General features: G+C 62.1%; 22 protein-coding genes, 1 pseudogene and 1 riboswitch. Of the genes and pseudogenes, 10 read left to right on the top strand and 13 right to left on the bottom strand.

Going from position 1 to position 22,532, the window contains the following annotated elements:
* Window positions 1-4 precede the first annotated feature (4 nt).
* The 3 genes from NKH03_RS00890 (at window position 5) to NKH03_RS00880 (ending at window position 1,911) form a co-directional block, all read left to right on the top strand.
* Entirely contained in the window at window positions 5-391 is a 387-nt protein-coding gene (locus tag NKH03_RS00890) for an RNA-binding S4 domain-containing protein (protein WP_352966736.1), read from the top strand.
* A gap of 234 nt (window positions 392-625) precedes the next feature.
* Window positions 626-964 (top strand): ferredoxin FdxA, encoded by a 339-nt coding sequence (gene fdxA / locus NKH03_RS00885; protein ID WP_352864812.1) that lies wholly within the window; start codon window positions 626-628, stop codon window positions 962-964.
* 365 nt (window positions 965-1,329) lie between these two features.
* Window positions 1,330-1,911, top strand: a complete 582-nt coding sequence (locus NKH03_RS00880) for a CarD family transcriptional regulator (RefSeq protein WP_013529179.1) — start codon at window positions 1,330-1,332, stop codon at window positions 1,909-1,911.
* Window positions 1,912-1,998: 87 nt separating this feature from the next.
* Here NKH03_RS00880 and NKH03_RS00875 read toward each other — a convergent pair whose 3' ends face one another.
* The 3 genes from NKH03_RS00875 to NKH03_RS00865 all read right to left on the bottom strand — a co-directional run bounded on the left by NKH03_RS00875 (window position 1,999) and on the right by NKH03_RS00865 (window position 4,361).
* The gene (locus NKH03_RS00875) at window positions 1,999-2,772 is read right to left on the bottom strand and encodes an amino acid ABC transporter ATP-binding protein (RefSeq protein ID WP_352966735.1); all 774 of its coding nucleotides are present in this window, start codon (window positions 2,770-2,772) and stop codon (window positions 1,999-2,001) included.
* On the bottom strand, window positions 2,769-3,449 hold the full coding sequence (locus NKH03_RS00870; protein ID WP_352966733.1) for an amino acid ABC transporter permease: 681 nt from the start codon (window positions 3,447-3,449) through the stop codon (window positions 2,769-2,771). The genes NKH03_RS00875 and NKH03_RS00870 overlap by 4 nt, the downstream gene beginning before the upstream one ends.
* 138 nt (window positions 3,450-3,587) lie before the next feature.
* Window positions 3,588-4,361 carry an amino acid ABC transporter substrate-binding protein gene (locus NKH03_RS00865; protein ID WP_352864821.1) on the bottom strand — a complete coding sequence of 258 codons (774 nt, stop codon included), beginning with the start codon at window positions 4,359-4,361 and terminating at the stop codon, window positions 3,588-3,590.
* A 329-nt stretch (window positions 4,362-4,690) separates the two neighbouring features.
* Between NKH03_RS00865 and NKH03_RS00860 the strand changes: the two genes are divergently transcribed.
* Window positions 4,691-5,554, top strand: a complete 864-nt coding sequence (locus NKH03_RS00860; RefSeq protein ID WP_352966732.1) for an RNA polymerase factor sigma-32 — start codon at window positions 4,691-4,693, stop codon at window positions 5,552-5,554.
* 40 nt (window positions 5,555-5,594) lie between these two features.
* On the opposite strand, the gene NKH03_RS00855 is transcribed toward NKH03_RS00860, so the two are convergent.
* The 4 genes from NKH03_RS00855 to thiB all read right to left on the bottom strand — a co-directional run bounded on the left by NKH03_RS00855 (window position 5,595) and on the right by thiB (window position 10,952).
* Window positions 5,595-7,064 carry a M48 family metalloprotease gene (locus tag NKH03_RS00855; protein WP_352878381.1) on the bottom strand — a complete coding sequence of 490 codons (1,470 nt, stop codon included), beginning with the start codon at window positions 7,062-7,064 and terminating at the stop codon, window positions 5,595-5,597.
* Window positions 7,065-7,324: 260 nt separating this feature from the next.
* Window positions 7,325-8,101, bottom strand: coding sequence for a thiamine ABC transporter ATP-binding protein (thiQ, locus tag NKH03_RS00850; protein ID WP_352864830.1), 777 nt, complete (start codon window positions 8,099-8,101; stop codon window positions 7,325-7,327).
* A complete protein-coding gene (thiP, locus tag NKH03_RS00845) occupies window positions 8,094-9,713 on the bottom strand; it encodes a thiamine/thiamine pyrophosphate ABC transporter permease (protein WP_352966730.1) in 1,620 nt (539 codons plus the stop codon). Before thiP ends, thiQ begins: the two co-directional genes overlap by 8 nt.
* Window positions 9,714-9,953: 240 nt before the next feature.
* Window positions 9,954-10,952: a thiamine ABC transporter substrate binding subunit gene (gene thiB / locus NKH03_RS00840; protein WP_352966729.1), complete on the bottom strand. Its 999-nt coding sequence runs from the start codon at window positions 10,950-10,952 to the stop codon at window positions 9,954-9,956.
* A gap of 43 nt (window positions 10,953-10,995) precedes the next feature.
* A riboswitch (TPP riboswitch) is annotated at window positions 10,996-11,110 on the bottom strand.
* Between the two features lie 87 nt (window positions 11,111-11,197).
* On the opposite strand from thiB, the gene NKH03_RS00835 reads away from it, so the two are divergent.
* The gene (locus tag NKH03_RS00835) at window positions 11,198-11,842 is read left to right on the top strand and encodes a thiamine diphosphokinase (RefSeq protein WP_352966728.1); all 645 of its coding nucleotides are present in this window, start codon (window positions 11,198-11,200) and stop codon (window positions 11,840-11,842) included.
* A 1-nt stretch (window position 11,843) separates the two neighbouring features.
* The gene (locus NKH03_RS00830) at window positions 11,844-13,664 is read left to right on the top strand and encodes an ABC-F family ATP-binding cassette domain-containing protein (RefSeq protein WP_352966727.1); all 1,821 of its coding nucleotides are present in this window, start codon (window positions 11,844-11,846) and stop codon (window positions 13,662-13,664) included.
* Between the two features lie 94 nt (window positions 13,665-13,758).
* On the opposite strand, the gene dcd is transcribed toward NKH03_RS00830, so the two are convergent.
* A complete protein-coding gene (gene dcd, locus NKH03_RS00825) occupies window positions 13,759-14,289 on the bottom strand; it encodes a dCTP deaminase (protein WP_352966726.1) in 531 nt (176 codons plus the stop codon).
* Between the two features lie 592 nt (window positions 14,290-14,881).
* Complete coding sequence (locus NKH03_RS00820) at window positions 14,882-15,163, bottom strand: DUF6471 domain-containing protein (protein WP_352966725.1); 282 nt, start codon at window positions 15,161-15,163, stop codon at window positions 14,882-14,884.
* A 54-nt stretch (window positions 15,164-15,217) separates the two neighbouring features.
* Between NKH03_RS00820 and NKH03_RS00815 the strand changes: the two are divergent.
* Window positions 15,218-16,127 (top strand): annotated as a pseudogene (locus NKH03_RS00815) (IS1595 family transposase).
* On the opposite strand, the gene NKH03_RS00810 reads toward NKH03_RS00815, so the two are convergent.
* Complete coding sequence (locus NKH03_RS00810; RefSeq protein WP_352966723.1) at window positions 16,124-16,717, bottom strand: hypothetical protein; 594 nt, start codon at window positions 16,715-16,717, stop codon at window positions 16,124-16,126. The pseudogene NKH03_RS00815 and the gene NKH03_RS00810 sit on opposite strands and share 4 nt — an antisense overlap.
* 564 nt (window positions 16,718-17,281) lie before the next feature.
* Between NKH03_RS00810 and NKH03_RS00805 the strand changes: the two genes are divergently transcribed.
* Entirely contained in the window at window positions 17,282-17,485 is a 204-nt protein-coding gene (locus NKH03_RS00805; RefSeq protein ID WP_352966722.1) for a hypothetical protein, read from the top strand.
* A gap of 21 nt (window positions 17,486-17,506) precedes the next feature.
* Here NKH03_RS00805 and NKH03_RS00800 read toward each other — a convergent pair whose 3' ends face one another.
* Window positions 17,507-17,977: a hypothetical protein gene (locus tag NKH03_RS00800; protein WP_352966721.1), complete on the bottom strand. Its 471-nt coding sequence runs from the start codon at window positions 17,975-17,977 to the stop codon at window positions 17,507-17,509.
* 104 nt (window positions 17,978-18,081) lie between these two features.
* Between NKH03_RS00800 and NKH03_RS00795 the strand changes: the two genes are divergently transcribed.
* Complete coding sequence (locus NKH03_RS00795; RefSeq protein WP_352966719.1) at window positions 18,082-18,351, top strand: type II toxin-antitoxin system CcdA family antitoxin; 270 nt, start codon at window positions 18,082-18,084, stop codon at window positions 18,349-18,351.
* A 32-nt stretch (window positions 18,352-18,383) separates the two neighbouring features.
* On the opposite strand, the gene NKH03_RS00790 is transcribed toward NKH03_RS00795, so the two are convergent.
* Together NKH03_RS00790 and NKH03_RS00785 are read right to left on the bottom strand one after the other, a co-directional pair.
* Window positions 18,384-20,033, bottom strand: coding sequence for a hypothetical protein (locus tag NKH03_RS00790; protein ID WP_352966718.1), 1,650 nt, complete (start codon window positions 20,031-20,033; stop codon window positions 18,384-18,386).
* A gap of 76 nt (window positions 20,034-20,109) precedes the next feature.
* On the bottom strand, window positions 20,110-21,408 hold the full coding sequence (locus tag NKH03_RS00785; protein WP_352864843.1) for an adenylosuccinate synthase: 1,299 nt from the start codon (window positions 21,406-21,408) through the stop codon (window positions 20,110-20,112).
* Between the two features lie 206 nt (window positions 21,409-21,614).
* On the opposite strand from NKH03_RS00785, the gene NKH03_RS00780 reads away from it, so the two are divergent.
* Window positions 21,615-22,526: a DMT family transporter gene (locus NKH03_RS00780; RefSeq protein ID WP_352864845.1), complete on the top strand. Its 912-nt coding sequence runs from the start codon at window positions 21,615-21,617 to the stop codon at window positions 22,524-22,526.
* Window positions 22,527-22,532: the final 6 nt, after the last annotated feature.

Genomic DNA, 22,532 nt, shown 5'->3' with positions numbered 1-22,532 from the left:
CTCGATGGTCGTCGAAGGCCGCCAACGCATCGACAAATGGCTGTTCTTCTCGCGCGCGGTGAAATCACGCTCCCTGGCGGCGAAACTGGTGGTCGCCGGCCGGGTTCGCATCAATCGCGACAAAGCAGCGCAGGCCTCCGATCAGGTCAAGCCCGGCGACGTGCTGACCATCACGCTCGAGCGGCGCATCTTCGTCTGGAAGGTGCTCGGCGCCGGGGTGCGGCGTGGCCCGGCCGAGGAGGCACGCACGCTGTACGAGGATATCTCGCCGCCGCCCGCGCCAAAGGGCGAAGCCCCTGCCGATGCGATACCGGCGCTGCGCGAGGCCGGCAGCGGCCGCCCGACCAAGAAGGAACGCCGCCAGACCGACCGCTTGCTTGGCGAAGACTGATGCCTGTCGCGCCTAAAACGCACCGCTGTTTTGGGACAACGACACGCTTGAGGCAAAACTGAACTCAGCAAACAAGACGCTCTACGGGACATGACCGACTTCCGCCGGGCCCGCCGTCTGGAATTCCATTCCGGAAACACCGGCACCGGCCGCAATGGCTGCCCTTGCAAGCGGCCGATAAAGGCGTTACCTGACGGAAAAAGCCCAACAAAATGGGACTCCCGGAGCCGACCGATGACCTATGTCGTGACCGACAATTGCATCAAATGCAAATACATGGACTGCATCGAGGTCTGTCCGGTCGACTGTTTCTACGAAGGCGAGAACATGCTCGTCATCCATCCCGACGAGTGCATCGACTGCGGCGTTTGCGAGCCGGAATGCCCGGCCGACGCGATCAAGCCCGACACCGAGCCGGGGCTCGACAAATGGCTGCGGATCAACACCGAATACGCCGATAAATGGCCCAACATCACCGCCAAGAAGGAGCCTCCGGCAGACGCCAAATCCTTCGACGGCGAGGCCGGCAAGTTCGAGAAATACTTCTCGGCCGAGCCCGGCGAAGGCGATTGACAACACGGCCGCAAAGGCCGGTACTGCGCAGGGTAAGAAGCACGTCACATTAACCGCCTTGACAGGCGGCGCTGACCTGTGGCCTTCGCTTATGCAGCAAAACCTTGATTCTTCCGACTTTTTGTGTTACATCAACCAAACATGCCGGTGACACAACGTCGATTTATGGCGCAGACGCCCCAAATCACTGAAAGGTGAAGATCCCATTCGGACCAGAGCGATCTGGGCCAGGCGGCCGCAATATTGCGTTTGCCGGTCCGGCTTTTCCGATGGGTCATCTGTTGTGCGGCAAACGATCGGCTCCCCCGATCGCGCGAGTTCGGGCCGGCAGGACGCCGGTACCACAACAAGGAGTTCAGGGCGTAATGGCTACGATCACCCCGCAGAAGAAGTCCACCGCTGCGCGTCACGGTTTCAAGACCGGCGAGTACATCGTCTATCCGGCGCACGGGGTCGGCCAGATCGTGTCGATCGACGAGCAGGAAGTTGCTGGACATAAGCTGGAACTATTCGTCATCGACTTCTCGAAGGACAAGATGCGCCTGAAGGTGCCGGTCGCCAAGGCGACCTCCATCGGTATGCGCAAGCTGTCGGAAGAGGATTATGTCGAGCGAGCGCTGAAGGTCGTGCAGGGGCGCGCCCGCGTCAAGCGCACCATGTGGTCGCGCCGCGCCCAGGAATATGATGCGAAGATCAATTCCGGCGACCTGATCTCGATCTCGGAAGTTGTGCGCGACCTCTATCGCGCCGACAACCAGCCGGAGCAGTCCTATTCCGAACGCCAGCTCTACGAGGCGGCGCTCGACCGCATGGCCCGCGAGATCGCGGCCGTCAACCGCATGTCGGAAACCGAAGCCGTGCGCCTGATCGAGGTCAACCTCAACAAGGGCCCTAAGCGTGGCGCCAAGGCCGACAATGAGGAAGCCGAGCAGGAAGAAGCTGCCTGAGCTTTTCCGCCTTTAAATTCATGAAAAACCCGGCCTTGCGCCGGGTTTTTTGCTTTTGGGAGGATAAGGCTGAAGCGAGGATCGCGCTTACGGCTCGCCGCCAGCTTCCTTCATCGCCTCCTGCTTCAGCGTCGCAATGAACCGCTTGGTCCGCTGGTGCTCCGGATTGCCGAACAGCACCTCCGCCGGCCCCTTCTCGACGATGACGCCGGCATCGAGGAACACCACTTCCTGGGCGATCTTGGAGGCGAGGCGCAGGTCATGCGTCGCCATCACCATGGTCGTGCCTTCGCTGGCGAGCTTGCCGAGCACGTCGACCACCTCTTGCGCCAGTTCCGGGTCAAGCGCCGAGGTCGGCTCGTCGCAGAGCAGCACTTTCGGCGACGGCGCCAAGGCACGAGCGATCGCCACGCGCTGCTGCTGGCCGCCCGACAGTGTCGCCGGCCAGGCATTCGCCTTGTGCACCATCCCTACTTTTTCCAGCAGGGCGAGCGCCCGCTGGCGTGCCCTCTCCGGCGGCCATTTCAGCACCGTCACCAGCCCTTCCATGACATTTTCGATCGCGGTGCGATGCGGAAACAGCTGGAAGTTCTGGAACACCATGCCGGTCTGCAGCCGCAGGCGCTGGATATCCCTGGCCGGAATCCTGCCGCCGGGGTGGAATTCGAGCGCCTCGTCGCCGATGCGCACCGTGCCCGAGGTCGGGATCTCCAAGAGGTTGATGCAGCGCAGAAGAGTGCTTTTGCCGCCGCCCGACGGCCCGACCAGCGCCGTGACGCTGCCTTCGGCAATGGTGACCGTCACGCCCTTCAGCACAAGATTGTCGCCGAAGCGTTTCTCGATGTTGGTGAGGCCGATCATGAGCGCGCCTCCAGGAAGCCGCCATAGCGGTTGAGCCGGATTTCCAGCCGCGTCTGCAAGGCCGACAGCACCGAACTCATCGCCAGATAGAGGATCGCCGCTTCGACATAGAGGATCAGCGGCTCATAGGTGGTGGCGACGATGCGCTGCGCCGCCTGGAACATTTCCGGCACGGTGATCGCGGCCGCCAGCGACGTATCCTTGACCAGCGAGATGAAAGTATTGGAGAGCGGCGGCACCGCGACGCGGCCGGCCTGCGGCAGGATGGTGCGCCGCATCGCCTGGCTCCAGGTCATGCCGATCGAATGGGCTGCCTCCCACTGGCCCTTCGGCACCGAGCCTATCGCAGCGCGGATGATTTCCGACGTGTAGGCGCCGATGTTGAGCGTGAAGCCGATCAACGCCGCCGTGAAGGCGTCGAGCAGGATGCCGACCGACGGCAGGCCGTAGAAGATCAGGAACAGCTGAACCAGGAGCGGCGTGCCGCGAAAAATCCAGACATAGAAGCGCACCAGCGCGACCAGGGGCTTCGGTCCAAACAGCCGGGCGAGCGCGGCACCCAGGCCGACCGTCAAGCCGAGAGCGAAGGACAACAGCGTCAGCGGCACGGTGAAGATCAGCGCCGCCCACAACAGCGAAGGCAGCGACTCCAGCATCAGTTGCAGCCAGTGCGGCACGTAAGATTCTCCAATGGTCGAGGCGGCTCATCAAGGCGTGAATGCGTCGGACATATCACGACAAAAGCGGCGGCCGGTCAAAGACGGTCCGCCGCTTGATATGTCTGGTGGGCCGGGAGACCGGCCCGCCTCACAGGATTACTTCGAAACGTCCTGGCCGAAATAGGTGTCTGCGATCTTCTGATAGGTGCCGTCGGCCTTTATGTCGGCCAGTGCCTTGTTGATCGCCGCAACAAGTTCCGGATCGCCCTTGCGCACGATGACGCCGGAATAGTCGGCGTTTTCTTCTTGCGCGGCAATCTTTACATTGGCGTCGGGCTTGTGCTTCTTGAAGTCGAGGAACGACAGGCTGTCATTGATGGTGGCGTCGGCACGGCCGGTCAAAAGCAGCTGGATCGACTGGTCGAAGCCATCGGTGCCGACCAATTCGGCGCCGTTCGCCTCGGCCAGCTTGCCGAAATTCGAGGTCAGCGACTGCGCCGACTTCTTGCCCTTGAGATCGGCGAACGTCTTGATGTCGGTATTGTCGCCGCGCACGATCAGCACCGCCTTGGAGGCAATGTAGGGATCGGAGAAATCGTACTTGGCCTTGCGGGCGTCGGTGATGCCGACTTCGTTGATGACGGCGTCATAGCGATTGGCGTCGAGGCCGGCGATCAGCCCGTCCCACTTGCCTTCGAGGAACTCCACCTCGACACCGAGCTTGTCGCCGATCGCCTTGGCGATCTCGACATCGAAGCCGACCAGCGCGCCGGAAGTGTCATGATAGGTGAATGGCGCATAGGTGCCTTCCGTACCGACCTTGATCACCCCGGCATGCTTGATCTGGTCGAGATTGGCGCCGGCATGGCCCGCGGTGACGGCCAGAGCCTGCAGCGTTCCGGCGACAATGAGCGACTTGAGCCATTTCATTTTTCTGTGATCCCGTCCTTGGCCTGATATCCGGCACGTTGTGAAAGCTGGAAACTGACAGATGCAACCGGAAAAAATAAGGAACATGATTTCAAAAATGGCACATTTCTGAAATCAGATTCTCGAAATGGCGTTTCTTGGCGGCACTCGAAGTCGTTACCCGCCCGTGCGGACATGGTTCGAGCAACACGATCCGCCTGGCAACAACCAGGGAACCATTCCCGCACACCGCACGTTCTGGCTGTTCTAGGGCACGACGCCGTCATTTCAACCCGGGCGCCAGCCAAGTTTGCAAGGTCATCCGCATCGCCTGAGCCAGGGAGCGCCTCATGATGGAAGACACGGCAGGACGGGTCATGGTCCGCGCGGCAATGAAGGCTCCCTACCTCGAACGTGACGAAGAGCACCGGCTGGCATTGCTCTGGAAAGAGGACAACGACCAGAACGCGTTGCACAGCATCACCGTCGCCCATATGCGGCTGGTCATTTCCATGGCCTCGAAATTCCGCCACTACGGCCTGCCCCTCGGCGATCTGATCCAGGAGGGCCATGTCGGCCTGCTTGAAGCCGCCGCCCGCTTCGAGCCGGAGCGCGAGGTGCGGTTTTCGACCTATGCGACGTGGTGGATCCGCGCCTCGATGCAGGACTACATCCTGCGCAACTGGTCGATCGTGCGCGGCGGCACCAGTTCGGCGCAGAAGGCGCTGTTCTTCAACCTGCGGCGTCTGCGCGCGCGACTGGCGAATGGCGCCGAGCCGCTGTCCAACGCAACGCTTTATCGCGAAGTGTCGGAGGCACTAGGCGTCTCCGAAGCCGATGTGGCGATGATGGATTCGCGGCTGTCGGCGCCCGACTCCTCGCTCAACATGCCGGTTGCCGACGACGCGGGTTCGACCGAGCGCATGGATTTCCTGGTCTCGGACGATCCGCTGCCCGACGAGATCGTCGGCGACAAGATCGATGTCGCGCGCCGCTCGCTCTGGCTTAGGGAGGCGCTACGCGCGCTCAACGCGCGGGAGCTCCGGATCATCGAGGAACGTCGGCTGAACGACGAGGGCGCGACACTCGAAGCGCTCGGCGAAACCCTCGGCATATCCAAGGAACGTGTCCGCCAGATCGAGGCCCGCGCCATGGAAAAGCTCAAGGTAGCGCTGGTGAAACAGAACCCGGAGTTCATGGCGACCGCCGCCTGATCCGCAACAGACGTCCAGCGGATGAATTTCCGGCTGGCTCTTACTTGTCGGTGACGATCTTGACCTTGTCGCCGGCGGAAACCGCGGCACCCGGCGACAGCGCATTGAGCACGCGGAACAGGTCGAGCTTGCGGTCGACGCCAACCATCTGGGCCGAAAGCGAACCCATCGTCTGGCCCGGTTGGACGGTGACGACGCGGATGTGCAGTGGCTTCAAAGCAGCCTTTTCGGCAGCACTGAGGATCCTGAACGAGCCGCTGACCGAACGCGCCACGGTGTCCAACGTGGTGCTGGCCGAAGGTGCCGCGGTCAGCAGCCTGTAGACCTGGCCACCGGCACGGATCACGGCAATGTCGAACTGCCAGCCTTCGGCGCCGGCATGCGCGGTCGCCGCCTCGTTGCCGTTGATCGTCTCCTGCCTCACGCTGCTGTCGTCGAGGCCGGCCACCCACCCGCTGCGGATATAGTCGGTGAGCGCGCGGTTCTTGTCGATCGAGACGCCGTCGAAGCGGATCGCCATATCGCCGGGGCCGGTTGCGGTCACCGCGGCGGCCGAATTGTCGATGATGAAGCCCTGCGGCACCGAGAAGGATACGCCGAGGCCCGGATGCATGAAGGTTTCGCCGCGCACATAGCCTTCCTCGGGCGTGTCGCCATAGAGCAGGCCGTCTATGCCGGCGAGGAAGGAATCGCGATCGCGCGTACCGACGCCGGGCGCGCCGAATTGGCGGGCAAGGCGCTGCGCCAGATCGATGCGCTGCGGCGTGTTGGGGTGCGTGGCCAGGAAGTCGAGGCTGGCGTCGGTGGCGCCGCTGATCGAACGGAAGTCCGTATAGGCCGACATCGACTGCAGGAAGCGGCCGGCGGCGAAAGGATCGTAACCGGCTTCGCCGATCGATTTGATGCCGATGGCGTCGGCTTCCAGCTCCTGATTGCGCGAGAACTGCGCCAGCCTCAGCTTGCCCCGAATCAGCGCCGCCTTGGCGGTCGGGCTGCCGCCGAGCACATCGGAAACCACCTTGGTCGCCAGGCCTTCCTCGGCCTCGAGTTGCTGGCGCTGCAGGCCGTGATTGGCGGTGACGTGGCCCATCTCATGCGCGATGACAGCGGCAAGCTCTGCCGAATCATTGGCCAGCGCCAGCAGGCCGCGGGTGATGTAGAGATAGCCGCCCGGCAGCGCGAAGGCGTTGACGTTGGGCGAATTCAGGATGGTGATGCGATAGGTCTGCGTCGGGTTGGCCGACACCACGGTCAGATTGCCGACCACCTTGGCGACCATGCGCTCGAGCTTGGGATCGGAATATTCACCGCCATAAGTCGCCAGAATGCGCGGGTGCTGCGCCTTGGCCAGTTCGGCGAGCTTGTTGTTGGCGCCGACATTGTCGACCGTGATCGGCTTGTCGGAAGGCTGGAAGCCGGACTCCTGTACTTCCGGCGGCATGAACATCTGGCAGCTCGCCAGCGCCACGGCAAAGCCGGCCAGCGCAAGAAAACGCGCCAGCGGATTCATTCGTAGTCTATCAACGCCGATCGCCAGAACGGCTTCCTTTCGGGTCCCGGCGCATGACCACGAAAACCGGGGGCGATTTTCGGAACATGTCATGCGCTATCTCAAACGGCTGCAGCATCCGTTGCCCGTCCCTTAGGGCACGAGCGGCGGATGCTGCAGGCAAATCACGGCCTGTGCCGGACCAGTAGGGCGGACCTAGCCACACTCCTCCAGTCATGGCAAGCAAGCGCCACATCGCCTGGAGTCGGTTTGACCGTAAATTATGTCCGCTTCCGGGCAATATCTCGTGATACACCGCCACTCGCGCCCATATAGCGCCGGAACGCTTCCGGACCAGCCCCGGTGAAGAAATCATCCGCTTTGCCGACTGCCGCCACCAACCCGTTGTCGAGAAACACCATGTGTTCGCCGATACGGCGGGCGTCTTCAGGCTGGTGGGTGACAAACAGCACCGTCATGCTCCGCTCGGCATGAACGGCGGCGACCATATCCAGCATATCGTCGCGCAAAGCGGGCCCGAGCGAGGCGAAGGGTTCGTCGAGCAGCAGCACCGGCCGGTCGCGCACCAGAACGCGGGCCAATGCGACGCGCTGGCGCTCCCCGCCGGAAAGTTCGCGCGGCAGGCGCTTTTCCTTGCCCCCAAGGCCGGTTCGCGCAAGCGCCTCGGCGATCGCGGCGCGGTCCGTTTCGGTCAGCCGCAAGGCTGGCGAGCGGCCGAGCCCGACATTCTGCTCGACGGAAAGATGGGCGAAGAGGTTGTTCTCCTGGAACACCATCGATACCGGGCGCACCGAGGCCGGCTCGGCGCTGACATCAGCGCCGCCGATCAGCACGCGGCCCGACTGTGGCATCTCGAAGCCGGCGACCAGATTGAGCAGCGTCGACTTGCCCGACCCGCTCGGCCCCATGATCGCGGTGATCTTCGACGTGGCGAACTCGACATCGAAGACCAGCGGCGTCTCGCCGTAGCTGAACGCCACCTTGTCCAGCCGCACCGGCGCGCCTTTTTCAAGCCCGCTGGCCTTTCCATCAAGCATCCCGGACCCTCTCCCTTCCCAGCGAGTGCGCCGCCACGATCAGGGCGAGGCAGACGAGGCCGAGCAGCAGTGCCAGGCCGGCGGCATCCTCGGTGCGGTAGCTGCCCATGCGCGCCAGGAGAAGGTAGGGCAATGTCTGCACGGAATCGCTGCCGAACAAGGCAATGACGCCGAGATCGCCGAGCGACAGGGCCATGGCGAAAGCGAAGGCGGTGGCGAGCGGCCGCCGCAGCGACGGCCAGTCGACCAGCACCAACCGGTTCCAGCCCGCAATGCCGAGCTGTGCACAGAGCCGTTCGTGACGCTCACTGGCCGCGTCGTAGGGGGGACGGATGGCGCGCAGGGCGAACGGCATCGCCATCACCGCGTTGACGGTGACGACCATGACCGGGCCGATGGCGAAGACATCGCCGACATGGCGCAGCAACAGGAACCAGCCGGCGCCGACGACGATCGGCGGCACGACCAGGACGAAGCCGGCGCCTGTATCGGTGGCATGCTCAAGCATTGTCCGGGGGCCAGCCCGGCGGTTCAACGCAAGCGCCCGGCGCGCCACGGTCAACGCCAGCGATAGCATCACCGAGAGCAGTGCGGACAGGAAGGCCAGCACCGCACTGGTCAGAGCCGCCTGCCGCACGGTGGCCTCGCCGGCCAGCCGGCCGAGATCGGCACCCAACCCGGCCGTCACCGTCGCCGCCATCGGCCCGACGACGAACAGCAGCGCCAAGACGATGACCATGGCGTTCAGCCAGGTCTCGCTCCTCTTGACCGAGAGATAGCGGCGTTGCGCAACCGGCAGGTTGGTGTCGCCGACCACATTGGCGCCCAGCCGCGTCAGGGCCAGCACCACGATAAAGGTCAGGGCGATCTGCAGCAGCGTCAGCGTCACCGCCCGCGCGGGATCGAAATCGAAGCGCAGCGCCTGGTAGATGCCGACCTCCAGCGTCGTCGCTGCTGGCCCGCCACCGAGCGTCAGCACAATGGTGAAGGATGTGATGCAAAGCATGAAGACTAGCCCGGCGACACCCGGCAATGCCGCACGCAGCGTTGGCCATTCGATCAGCCTGAACGCCGGCCGCGCTGCAATGCCGAGTTGGCTCGCCAGCCGCCATTGGTCGGCCGGTATAGTCTGCAGCGACTCGAGGAACAGCCTTGTCGCCAGCGGCAGGTTGAAGAAGACATGGGCGACGAGAATGCCCGACAGGCCGTAGATGCCCGGCCAGCTTCCACCGCCGATCACAGTAAACACGCCAGCGAAATAGCCGGCGCGGCCATAAAGCGCCAGCACGCCGAGGGCCGCGACGATGGCCGGCAGCGCCAACGGCACGGCGAAGATCTGCAGTATGAAGGCGCGGCCAAGGAAGCGTGGATGCCGCGACATCGCCCGCGCGACAAACAGCGCAGGGACGACGGAGAGGAGCGTCGACAATGCCGCTTGCCAGAGCGTGAAGCGCACGACGCGCAGCAGATAGGGATCGAAGGCTGCCCAGGCGCCCGAGAGGTCGTGGCCGCCTTCGAAAAGCAGGCCGGCAAACGCGCCACCGATGAGCAGCGCGATTGCGGCGAGCGCGAGGATGCCGGCGCTGATGCGGGGGTCAGACGCGCGTTGCACGCTGGACCACCTGACTTGAGGTTCTTAGCGAAGGCCGCGTTCCTTCGCGCCCCCCTCTGTCCTGCCGGACATCTCCCCCACAAGGGGGGAGATTGGCAGTTTCCGCGCCTCGCTCATTCCAGCAACGTTGGCGATTGGCGAAATCGCCGACGACAGCCAATCTCCCCCCGTGTGGGGGAGATGTCCGGCAGGACAGAGGGGGGCGCCGTAGGGCACTCATCTTTCGATCATAGGACCAAATTACTTGCTCATCACCGTCAGCCACTCATCTACCCAGGCCTTGCGGTTGGTGGAGACCTCTTCGGGGCTGAACAGCAAGGTCTTGGTCGGCTTGACCAGTTTGTCGAAGGCCGGGTTGAGCGGCTTGTCGGTCTTCCCTGCCGGGAACATCCAGTTGGTCTCCGGGATGGCATCCTGGAACTTCGGTCCGGTCATGAAGGCCATGAACTTCTCAGCCAGTGGGTTTTTCGCCCCTGTCGTGGTCATGCCCGCCACCTCGATCTGCAGGTACTCGCCCTCCTCGAAGGAGGCCGCCTGGTAGCGCTCGGTGTTTTCCGCCACCATGTGGTAGGCCGGCGACGTCGTGTAGGACAGCACCATCGGCGCCTCGCCCTTGGTGAACAGGCCGTAGGCCTCGCTCCAGCCCGGCGTCACGGTCAGCACTTTCGCCTTCAGCTTGGCCCAGGCTTCCGGCGCCTTGTCGCCATAGACCGACTTGACCCACAACAGCAGGCCGAGGCCCGGCGTCGAGGTGCGCGGATCCTGGATGACGATCTTGTCGTCGGCGCTGCCTTCTACCAGTTCTTTCAGGCTCTTCGGCGGGCTCTTCAGCTTCTCCGTGTCGTAGACGACAGCGAAGTAACCGTAGTCAAAGGGGACAAAAGTGTCGTCGCTCCAGCCACCCGGCACAGTGGCATCCGCCACCGCGCCATGCGGCGCGAACAGGCCGGTGGCCTTGGCATCGGCGGTAAGGTTTGTGTCGAGGCCAAGCACGATATCGGCCTTCGTTGATGCGCCTTCCAGCTTGACGCGGTTGAGCAGCGCGACGCCATCGGCGACCGAGACGAACTCCACATCGCAGCCGCATTCGGCCTCGAATTCCTTCTTCACCACCGGACCCGGACCCCAGTCCGCGGTGAAACTCTCATATGTGTAGACGGTGAGTTTGTCCTTGGCCAAGGCCGGCCCGGACAAGACCACGGTCATTGCTGAGACAAGAGCGTATAAAAGCGTGCGCATCGGCGCCTCCTTCGTTCGAATTGAAAGGAATTGAGGCGTCGGACTGTCCGAAACGTCTAATCCCTCCGCCGGTACAAACCGGATCAGGTTCAGCGGGTTGGCGAGACTGCCTCTCAGCCGGTCCGCGAAGATCGCGTCCGGCACCCCGTTAGAGCGTTTCGACACATAGGCCCGGCCGATCCCTCACGCAAGTGGGAGTTTGCCGCCTTCCGTTTCCGGTGCCGGGCTGGTAAGGGCCACACGATATGAGCACATTCACCATCCTGCTTGGCGGCGACCTCATCCGCACGCCACGGCTCGACCGCCAGGTCGAAGGCTCCCGCGTGATTGCCGCCGACGCCGGCATCGGTCATGCGCGGCTGCTCAGCCTAGTCCCGGAACTGTGGGTGGGGGATTTCGATTCCGTGCCGGCCAACCTGCCGGAAAATCTCGCCACTGTCCCCCGCCGGACCTTCCCGGCGGAAAAGGACCAAACCGATGGCGAACTGGCCATCGCAGCCGCACTGGAGCTCGGCGCGACCAGCCTGGTGCTCGCCGGCGCCTTCGGCGGCAAGCGCGCCGACCACGCTTTCCTGCATCTTGCGCTTGCCCTGCGCCTTGCCGAGGCCGGAACGGAGGTGCTGCTGACCAGCGGCGCCCAGGAGGGCGTTCCCCTGCTCCACGGTAGGGCCGGTTTCGACTATGCCGACGGCACGCTGTTTTCGGTGCTAGGCTTTTCCGAACTCGCCGGCCTGACCGTCGCTGGCGCCAAATGGCCACTAAACCACGTCAAGGTGGCGTTCGGTTCGTCGCTGACCATTTCCAATGAGGTCAAGGGCTGCCTCGAAATCGCGCTCGGCCACGGCCGCGCGATGCTGCTCGCTCATCCCTTTCCCTTACCTGAAAGCTGACATGGCCCCGCCCCTTCTCAACCTCGACGGGATAAAACTGACCTTCGGTGGCACGCCGCTGCTCGATGGCGCCGCCTTGACCGCTTCTGCCGGCGACAAGATCGCGCTGGTCGGCCGCAACGGGTCGGGCAAGTCGACGCTGCTGAAGATCGCCGCCGGCCTGATCGAGCCGCAGGACGGCGAGGTGTTCCGCCAGCCTTCGGCGACCGTCCGCTATTTGCCGCAGATGCCCGACATGGAGGGTTTTGCCAGTGTCCGCGCCTATGTCGAGGCCGGACTTGGACCCGCCGACGACCCCTACCGCGCCAGCTATCTGATGGAGCATCTCGGCCTCTCGGGTGAGGAGCGGCCGAACGACCTGTCCGGCGGCGAGGCAAGGCGCGCGGCCCTTGCCCGGGTCATGGCGCCCGAACCCGACATCCTGCTGCTCGACGAGCCGACCAATCATCTCGACCTCTCGGTGATCGAATGGCTGGAAGAGGAGCTCGTCCGCACCTCATCGGCACTGATCGTCATCTCGCACGATCGCCGCTTTCTCGAGCGTGTATCGCGCGCCACCGTCTGGCTCGATCGCGGCCAGACGCGCAGGCTGGACAAGGGTTTTGGCCATTTCGAGGAATGGCGCGACCTGGTGCTGGAAGAGGAAGAACGCGAGCAGCACAAGCTTGGCCGCCAGATCGTGCGCGAGGAGCACTGGCTGCGCTACGGCGTGACGGCGCGGCGCAAGCGCAACATGCGCCGGCTGGGCGAGTTGCAAACCATGCGCCAGCGTTTTCGCGGACATCGCGGCGCCGAAGGCTCGGCCACCATGGTGGCGAGCGACGCCGCCGAATCCGGCAAGCTGGTGATCGAGGCCAAGAATATCGAGAAGAGTTTCGGCGATCTCACCGTGGTCAAGGGGTTTTCGACCCGCATCCAGCGCGGCGATCGGGTCGGTCTGGTCGGGCCGAACGGCGCCGGCAAGACGACGCTCTTGAAGATGCTGACCGGCGAGATGAAGCCCGACGCCGGTTCGGTGCGGCTCGGCACCAATCTGGAGATCGCCACGCTCGACCAGAAGCGCGAGGCCGTCGACCCGCAGGAGACACTGGCGCAGTATCTCACCGACGGGCGCGGCGAGAACCTCGTCATCAATGGCGAGCAGCGCCATGTCGTCTCCTACATGAAGGATTTCCTGTTCAAGCCGGAGCAGGCGCGTACGCCGGTGCGCGAGCTGTCCGGCGGCGAGCGAGCGCGGCTCTTGCTGGCGCGCGTGCTGTCCCGACCGGCAAACCTGCTGGTGCTCGATGAACCGACCAACGATCTCGACATGGAGACGCTGGAACTGCTGCAGGAACTGGTCGCCGGGTTTGCCGGAACGGTCATCCTGGTCAGCCACGACCGCGATTTCCTCGACCGCACCGTGACCAGCCTGATCGCGCCGGATGGTGACGGCCGCTGGATCGAATATGCCGGCGGTTATTCCGACATGCTGGCGCAACGCGGCGGCACCAGGCTCGACGACCGTAAGGCGCGCGCGAAAGCCGAAAATGGCGAAGTTCCGGCACCGGGCAAGAGCGAGGCAGCCGCGCCAAAGGGGCCGCCGAAGAAACTGTCGTTCAAGCAGAAATTCGCGCTGGAATCGCTGCCCAAGAAAATCGAAGCGGTGATGGCGTCCATCTCGAGGCTTGAGAACAACATCGCCGATCCGGCCTATTACGAGCGCGATCCGGCTTCCTTCCAGAAGACCATCGCCGCCCTCGACAAGGAGCGCGCCACGCTGGCAGCCCTCGAGGAGGAATGGCTGGAGCTGGAGATGCTGCGCGAGGAAATGGAGGGGTAGTGGTGTGTGCAAGTTTTATGCATCTATACGGTATTATGGAGCAAACTCACCAAATATGATGATGTTTGTCGTCATTATCGTGACGATCTAGGGATTAATTCCCTTGGAAGATTCCAGAGTATCCCTTATCGGGAGTGCCTGCGGTATGTTCAAAAACTAACTGACAAACCCACATTCCTGCGTCAAGAATGACTTCGTTCTGGCCGAAGTTGAACATTTCAAGTTGGATCTGGTTATTGAATCCAGCGTGGACTATGGGCGCTGTGACGTGGACGCTGACGCCAAGCCGAGCCAAGGAGCTCTTGCCCTCCACTCTTGCTGCCAATCGAGATGTGTAAGGGATGTTCACACGCTGTGTTGTCCACGCGAGGACGAACGAACGAGGCTTTAGCGGAAAAGTCTGGGCCTTGATCTTTTCTTGTAGCTTGGCAATGGCAGCGTAACTATAGCCGGGGGCACCCGGTCGGATGGACATCCCTGCTATTTCGGGCCATATCGCGAAATTATCGTCAAGCGTTAAATCGATGCTCGTTGACGAGATCGCGGTGGTTAGATCAGGTTCGGGCTCAATGACTATTTGCTTTTGCTGAAGAGCAATCCGGATTTCACGATCCGTCAGTATCATTGAGCCCTCCCAAAATTATGCAGCCTCCGCAGTTTCCCTGAATTGGTTTCGGGAAACCCAAACCCGCCAACGGCCAGACGCCGACTCAGTTGGCAGTTCAATCAGTATGCGATTTTTGTCCTGATCTGTAGCCAAGGGTGGCCCAACCTCAAGAAATCCATGGCGTACAAGCCCGTTATACACTGCTACTTCTTCTTTAGTGCCTTCCGCTGTCTGGATCGAAACGATCATTTCAGACGGTCCTGGCCCCTCCAACATAGTTTTGCATTCTACGAACATTTTAGCTGCCCTCCTTGGCGAGTGAACGGGATAGGAACATAACATGAACAAATAAGGAACTAAACCGCAGACTTCGAATCATCGTAGCTTGGATTTCGGTGTTCCGCTCGGACGTCCCTGTGGACAAACGGTTTTTGATAGAATCATCAAACCGCACCCCTTTGAATCACGATTTGTTCGATATTCCAACGGCGCGGTTAACGATCCGTTCCGCGCCGGACCCGGATCGGACCCTTCCAAGACGACGGTGGCCTGTTTAGGCCGAGCCGGTGCAGCCGCCAAATGATGGGGCGGAAGAGCGCCTTCGACAACGTTAAACCTCTAGACTGACTTGCCGGACGCCGATCACATCCATGCACATCATGAAGAACGCGGCGGTGAAGCTGCCCCGGCTTATCTTGTTCGCCAGATTGCGCTCGCTTTCGTGCGCGCCCTTCTCGGTCAGCTTCTCGGCCAACGCGGCGTAGGTTATGCCACGGCGTTTCAGTTCACCTTTCAGTATGTTCCTGGCTTGCTTCTCATAGGGTTCAGTCGGGGAATTATCCGCCATCATCATTTCTCCTGAAAAAACATCACGGATGATGATATAAACCATTGCATGTGCTGATTCAATGTCCTATATCCGATGCACAACATCATCGGATTTGATATGTCTCAGCATTTCCTCCTCTCCCCCGCCGCCAAGACGCTCTCGCTCGTCAAGGTCATGCGTATGTCTGACGTGGAAGCTCGGACGGCTTTCCGCAAAATACGCTGGTCTGAAACGGATGGTGAGCCGGTTTGCCCGGAATGCGGCGGCCTCGATGCCTATGACCTCAAGACGCGCCAGGTTTACAAGTGCAAGGCTTGCTCGAAGCAATTCAGCATCACGTCCGGCACGATCTTCGCCAGCCGCAAAGGGCTATAGCGCCCTTCAACTCTCCCGCGACCTTTCCGTTGATTACAAGACGGCCTTCGTGATGCTTCACAAGGTCCGCGAAGCCATAAAGCTTGCTCGCAACGAAGGCGCGCTTGCCGGCAACGTCGCGGTCGACGGCGCTTACTTCGGCGGCTACGTGAAGCCGGCAAACAACAAGAGCGACCGCAAAGACCGTCGCCTGACCGAAAATCAGTCCGGCAAGCGCCAGTCGGTTATTGTTGCCCGCGAAACCGATGGCCGCACCATCACCCATGTTGCGCGCACCGAAGCAGATGGCGTTGCATTCGTGGCCGCCAACGTGAAGCACGGTTCGACCGTTCATGCTGACGAGGCTTCACATTGGGATAAGCTGGCGGCCTACTTCCCGATAAAGAGGATCAACCATCAGGAAGCGTATTCCAAGGATGGTGCTTGCACGAATGCGGCTGAGAGCTTTTTCTCGCGCATCCGCCGCGCCGAGATCGGCATTCACCATCGCATCGCTGGCGACTATCTCGGCTCCTATGCCGCCGAGATGGCATGGCGCGAAGACAACCGCCGCGAGGAGAACGGCACTCAGTACGCGATGGTTGTTAGCGCGGTAGGCGTCGCGCCGAAGTCAAACCAATGGTGCGGTTATTGGCAGCGCCGCAAGGGCTAGTGGTCACGGCCCTCATCGCCGCTGACAAATCTTGCGTTAGCACGGCGCTGCATCCTTCGAATGAAAAGCTTCAGGTGGTCCTCTAGATCCCCAAAGCTTTCCTCCGAGAGGTTTACAGGGAACGTGATGGTTACGTCTCCCTCGTCCAGTGCGATGATCTCTTGTCGCATTCCCGGCTTAAGCGGCTGCGCGTCGGTCATCTCGGATCGCCGCTGAATCGGACGTGACGGCTCTGGAGCCTGCATAGTCTCATCCTCCATGGGGGTTGGCGAGTGAGGGTACCCCCTCTCCATACTAGTCGCAAGCGCGATTGTGGCCAGATAAGTCTTTGAAGCCTTCGCTGCGCCGTCCGGTGAGAAACCCCGTTTGGCGAGCCAATAGCGAAGATTGCTGTCACTCGGTGGCGTCGCAAACTCCTTTGCGATGTCCCTGAAAAGACCCGGTTGGAATGCCATTCGCCGAAGTGCGTCAACTCTGTCCAAAGAGTCTTCCGGGGCCATTAGCGCCGTAATGGCATCTTCGGTGATTCGGTTCTCGTCACCAGCGCCATCCACAAGGCCATATGCGCGCAGTGCCCCGATCTTACCCAAGGCTGGCCCGCTAAGGCTATCGTGCCCCAAATGCGACGCTAGAGCCGATTTGGACACTTTGTTTCGCCCGTCTTTCTCATAGAGCTTTCGGGCCATGGCCAAAGCGCTAGCCAGGTCGACAACGGGGTAATTGGGGCTGCGAACGTTAGCCATAAGCGCTCTCCGGTTCTATCTGCTCAAATTGTTCTATCTGCTCAATAGAACAATCGAGAGAATAACTCCAGTGGCTAACTCAGAATGCACTTGTCAAGCGAACGCTTTTCAATATGCTCCGAGCCGCCGGGAGAAAATCCCGACGATTCGGAGCATAGGAGATGCGATGGAACCCATATGACGCCTGCTTCCTGATCTGACGAGGTCTCGAACACCTGGTCAGTTTCAGCAGCCGCCGCTGGGCGGTAGGGGCCGTGGCGCAAATGCCCGGCTCCACAACAACGGACCCGGAAATAGGTCCGGGTTCGAACAATGACCGAATAACAGATCACTCAGCGGAACGACAATGATTCATCCTTGAATCAGCGTCAACTGTTTATTCGGTCGCGCCTTTTCGTGAAAGGAAAAGGAATGCACGACCTTAAGGTAACGCCGGATATGGCCCCGGTGATTAAGTTGGCCCGCCACTTGGACATCCCGTACTCGTGGATTTCGGGCTACTACCCCGGTCTCAACTTTGGCCGGATTGCTGACGTGATGTCTGGGAAGCTGTTCCCCGAAATCCCCGCAGCGACGGAACTTCCCCCCGACTTTCCGATGCGGGCGGCGGCATAAGCGAAGGAATACAGGGGCGGCCTACTGGTCGCCCCTTTTCAATTTCCACAGCTTGTAAGGTCCGAATGCGTCGTGATCGTCCGTCCAGCCGCATTCCTCAATCAGCCCTTGGATCACGCAGACCTTTATGCAGGCGCCGATGCACTTCCTTATCGTGGTGACGGTCGCTTCGTCGGCGGCTAGGCCACGATCAGCAACCCATAGCTCGGTCACCTGACGCGATGTAAGCGGCGCGGTGGCCTCCCGCATGGTGTTGAGGACGAAACGCTTCACAGAGCCCTTCTGGGCGCGGTGCTTGGTGACGTACTCTTTCAGGGGAGACGTGTCGGCGTCCGGGTCAAAGAGCCTGATTGCCGCGTCCAAATGGTCTATGTCGACCGTCAGCTTTTTGATCTCGGCGCGGTACTTCTCACGCAGGGCGGTTAGCTCGGCGTGCTTGCCGACAAGGCCGGCAACGGTGTTGGGTCTATCGTAGTCGTAAATGTTCACCATATACGATGATATAAACCGCGATAGTGATTATGTAAACATCATATTTGGTGAGTTTGCTCCATAATACCGCATCTATATTGGACGCATAAAAGGAGGCGAACTCCATGCTTCAGCCAAAGCCGAAACCTCAGCGAAAATCAGTGAGCATATCCATCAGCTCACAGTTGATCGAAGACGCCAAAGCGTTGGACGTCAACCTCTCCGGCGCCGCAGAGGTGAGTATCGCCAAAGCGATTGCTGCGGAAAAGACGCATCAATGGCAAGAAGAAAACAAGGAAGCCATCGAAAGCTCCAATGCTTATGTCAGGCGGACTTCCGTTGGCCAAACATCGGCTGTTTTGACGCGGCGCTACCGACCCTATCCAGACTCCTGACAGACTTTTGAGAGGCGCCAACGACGGCCTTCTCAGCCCGCCGTCTTCGCCTGCCAGGCTTTGATCGCCTCGTCGAACACCTTCTCGCCGGGAATGCCTTTTTCCATGGTCAGCAATGCCCGCCGCCCGGTCTTGTAGACGACCGGCACGTCGATCCAGTCCTGGCCGCGCAGCAAGGTCATGTTGGCGTCTTCGTCGGCCTTGGTGTCGTTCAGCGCGACCAGGAAGAAGCCGTCGGCGATCTTGGCCGGAATACCGATCAGCGGGCTGCCGGCATCCTGTTCCGAACCCTTCATGGCGACGCGCAGAATGTTGTCGACGCCACCGCCTTCAAAGCCGTCCGGCGTCAGGAAGATCATCTCGATGATATGGCTGGCCGGCAGCGTCTGGTCGGTGTTGCGGCGGATGGTCATGCGCAACTGGATGTCCTTGCCGGGAATGGTCGCCTCGGCGCGGATCGCCGGCTCCGGCGGCAGGTCGCCACCGGGCGATTCCTGTACCAGCGACCAGACGATGTTGCCCGGCTCCGCCGAACCCTGTGCGGTGCTGGTGCGCTCCTCGTAGAAGATCGCCTTCTGGCCGACCGGCAGCGCGGTTTCCGCGGGCGCGGTGGCTGGGGCCGCCGGCGCGGCACCCGCCGGTGCTGGCGGAGTGGCGGCGGCATTGGCCGGCGCCGCCGGGGCTCCGTTGGCAGGCGGCGTTGCGGGGGCGGCACCTGCCGCCGGAGGCGTAGCAGCGGGAGGAGTGCCGGCGGTCGGTGCGGAAATCGGCGGCGCGTTGGTCGCCGAGGGCGGCGTGGTCAGCGCGGCGACCGATTCGCCTTCGCCGATGCCGCTTTGTCCGCCGGCCGGGCCGGGGTCGACTTCACTGCCTTGCGGCGTCAGCCGCTGGGTGAATTTCGTGCTTTCGGCTTCCGTGCCGCCAGCTGCGGGCGCCGGCGGCGGCGCAGCGGCATCGGTTGCCGGCTTGGTAGGTGCCGGCTTCACGGGTTCGGTCTTTGTCGCGACCTTGGTGCCGTCGAGGCCGAGCATTTTACCGAAGGCGTCCTTGTTCAGCCAGATGCCGTAGCCGCCACCGGCGATGACCAGAAGCGCGACGACGGCGGCGATCAGCCCGCCATAGCTGCGCTTGCGCTCCGCCGGGCGCAGGCGCTGGAAAGTGTCCGACGCCGGCTCTTCGTTGCTGGAAAAGACATCGACGCCGCCGTCGGCGTCCTCTGCGCCCATCCCTGGAAGAGGCGTGTCGGCGCGAGCCGGCTGGGCAGGCGCCGGCGTTGGCCTTTGCCAGCTTGGCTCGACCTTGGCGGCAGGTGTGGGCGCGGATTGATAAGGTTCGGGCTTGGCCGCGGGCGGTGCCGGCCAGGCCGATTCCGCCTTCGCCGGTTGCCGTGTGTGGCTCGGCTGGTTCTTGTTGCGATCGATCGAGGAAAAGATGTTTTCCAGTTCCGCGAGCGGGTCGGTCTCCGGCTCGCTCCTGGCATAGTCCCGCTCGACGCTCGCAATGGCATCTTCCAGACCACGTTTCTGCTTGGCGACATCCTCCGGCGAAAGCGGCGGATCGCGCTGGGCAATCTTCGCTGCGATCGTGGAGCGGGCCTTTTCGTAGACCTTCGCCCGCATCCCTGGCGACTGATCGCCGAGACCGTTTATCGCTTTCTTCAGAACAAAAACGAAATCTGCCATGCTTCAGTCGACCTGTATTTTTGTTTCCGCGCCGGCCCCCGCAAATCAGCCGCGATGCCCGGAAAGGCTTCAGAAACTAGTCTTGAAACGGATCGGTCACAAGTATCGTGTCGTCCCGCTCCGGGCTGGTGGAAAGGAGCGCGACCGGGGCACCGATCAGCTCCTCGATGTAGCGGACATATTTGACCGCCTGGGCCGGCAGATCGTTCCAGCTGCGCGCGCCGGCGGTGGTGCCTTTCCAGCCCTCCAGCGTCTCGTAGACCGGTTCGACACGCGCCTGCGCGCCCTGGCTGGCCGGCAGATAGTCGATCATCTCGCCGTCGAGGCGATAGCCGGTGCAGACCTTGATCTCGTCAAGCCCGTCGAGCACGTCGAGCTTGGTCAGCGCGATGCCCTTGATGCCGTTGACGGCGACGGCCTGGCGCACCAGCACGGCGTCGAACCAGCCGCAGCGGCGTTTGCGGCCGGTGACGACGCCGAATTCATGTCCGCGCGTGCCGAGGAATTCGCCGATCTCGTTCTTCTGCTCGGTCGGAAACGGACCTTCGCCGACGCGCGTCGTGTAAGCCTTGGTGATGCCCAACACATAGCCGATGGCGCCCGGGCCGACACCGGAGCCGGCAGCCGCCTGCCCGGCGACCGTGTTCGACGAGGTGACGAACGGATAGGTGCCATGGTCGATATCGAGCAGTGTGCCTTGCGCGCCCTCGAACAGGATGCGCTCGCCAGCCCGGCGCTTGTCGTCGAGGATTTTCCATACCCGGTCCATATAGGGCAAGATCTCGTGCGCGACCGAAGTCAGCTCCTGCATGATCGCATCATGTGTGACTTCCGCGTGGCCGAGCCCGCGACGCAGCGCATTGTGGTGCGTCAGCAGCCTATCGACCTTCAAGGGCAGCGTTTCCAAATCCGCCAAATCCATCACCCTGACCGCACGCCGGCCCACCTTGTCCTCGTAGGCGGGGCCGATGCCACGACGGGTCGTGCCAATCTTCGTTCCGGAATTGGAAGCTGCGTCCTCGCGGAATCCGTCCAGTTCCCGATGCAGGGACAGGATAAGCGCTGTGTTTTCGGCTATTTTCAGGCGATCCGGCGCCACTTCGACACCTTGAGCCTTGAGCTTGGCCACTTCGGCGACGAAAGCGTGCGGGTCGAAAACGACGCCATTGCCGATGATGGACAGCTTGCCCTGGCGCACGACGCCCGACGGAAGCAAAGACAATTTGTAGACCTTGCCATCGACGACCAGCGTATGGCCGGCATTGTGGCCGCCTTGGAAACGCACCACGACATCGGCGCGCTCCGACAGCCAGTCGACGATCTTGCCCTTGCCTTCATCGCCCCACTGCGAGCCGACGACCACCACATTGGCCATGTTTCTTTTCCCTTGAGACGCCGCCAAGCGGCTTGAATATGGTTCGAAACGACAGGCCTCTATAACGTCAAGACCTCACGAGTGCGACCTTTCTTTGCCGCCGAAAATGCCCTGAGGCACAACAATTTTCGGCTTTGACATCATTTACTTGGACGCACGGGGGCAATAGGCCGACAAACACCGCGGCCCGCGGCCGGAATCCCGCGATGCATCGAAGCGCCTACATAGTCCTGCTGCTCACCACCTTGCTGTGGGGCGGCAACTCGGTGGCCGGCAAGCTGGCGGTCGATCACGTCTCGCCGATGACGCTCGTCTTCCTGCGCTGGGTGCTGGCCGTGGCGATCATGCTGCCGATCGGCTGGAAGACGATACGCAAGGACTGGCCGGTGGTGCGCAAGCACTGGCTCATCCTTTCGGCCCTCGGTGCCAGCGGTTTCACCCTGTTCAACACCATCTTCTACACGGCGCTCAACTATACGACTGCGATCAACGTCTCGATCGAACAGGCGGCGATGCCGATTCTGATCATGACAGCCAATTTCGTCTTCTTCCGCCTGCGCGTGAACTGGGCGCAGATTGTCGGCGTCGTGCTGACCATCGCCGGCGTGATCCTGACCGCCTGCCACGGCGACCCGCGCCGGCTGTTGACGCTGGAGCTCAATTTCGGCGACGCCATAATGCTGGCCGCCGTGTTTCTCTACAGCGGCTATTCGGTCGGGCTGCGGCTGAAACCGATGATGCATTGGCAGAGCCTGATGCTCGCCCTGTCGGTCGCCGCTCTCGTTACCTCGGTGCCTTTCTTCCTGTGGGAGATCGCCGCCGGCACGGTCATCGTGCCCGACGCGCGCGGCTGGGCGGTCATCGTCTATACCGCGATCGGCGCCTCGGTCATCTCGCAGATCTTTTACATCAGGGGCAACGAGCTGATCGGTGCCAACCGCGCCGGCCTGTTCATCAATCTGGTGCCGATCTTCGGCACGCTGCTGTCGGTGCTGATCGTCGGCGAGACGTTCCAGCTCTACCAGGCACTGGCTTTGGTGCTCGTGCTGGGCGGCATCGGGCTTGCCGAATACAGTGGGCGCAAAGCGGCGAACCTGCCATCAGCCAGGACACGCTGAACACAA

Source organism: Mesorhizobium sp. M1406, assembly GCF_040317555.1.
Taxonomy (GTDB): domain Bacteria; phylum Pseudomonadota; class Alphaproteobacteria; order Rhizobiales; family Rhizobiaceae; genus Mesorhizobium.
The sequence above is the reverse complement of the archived record's forward strand: the minus strand, read 5'-3'. Positions and strand labels throughout refer to the sequence as shown.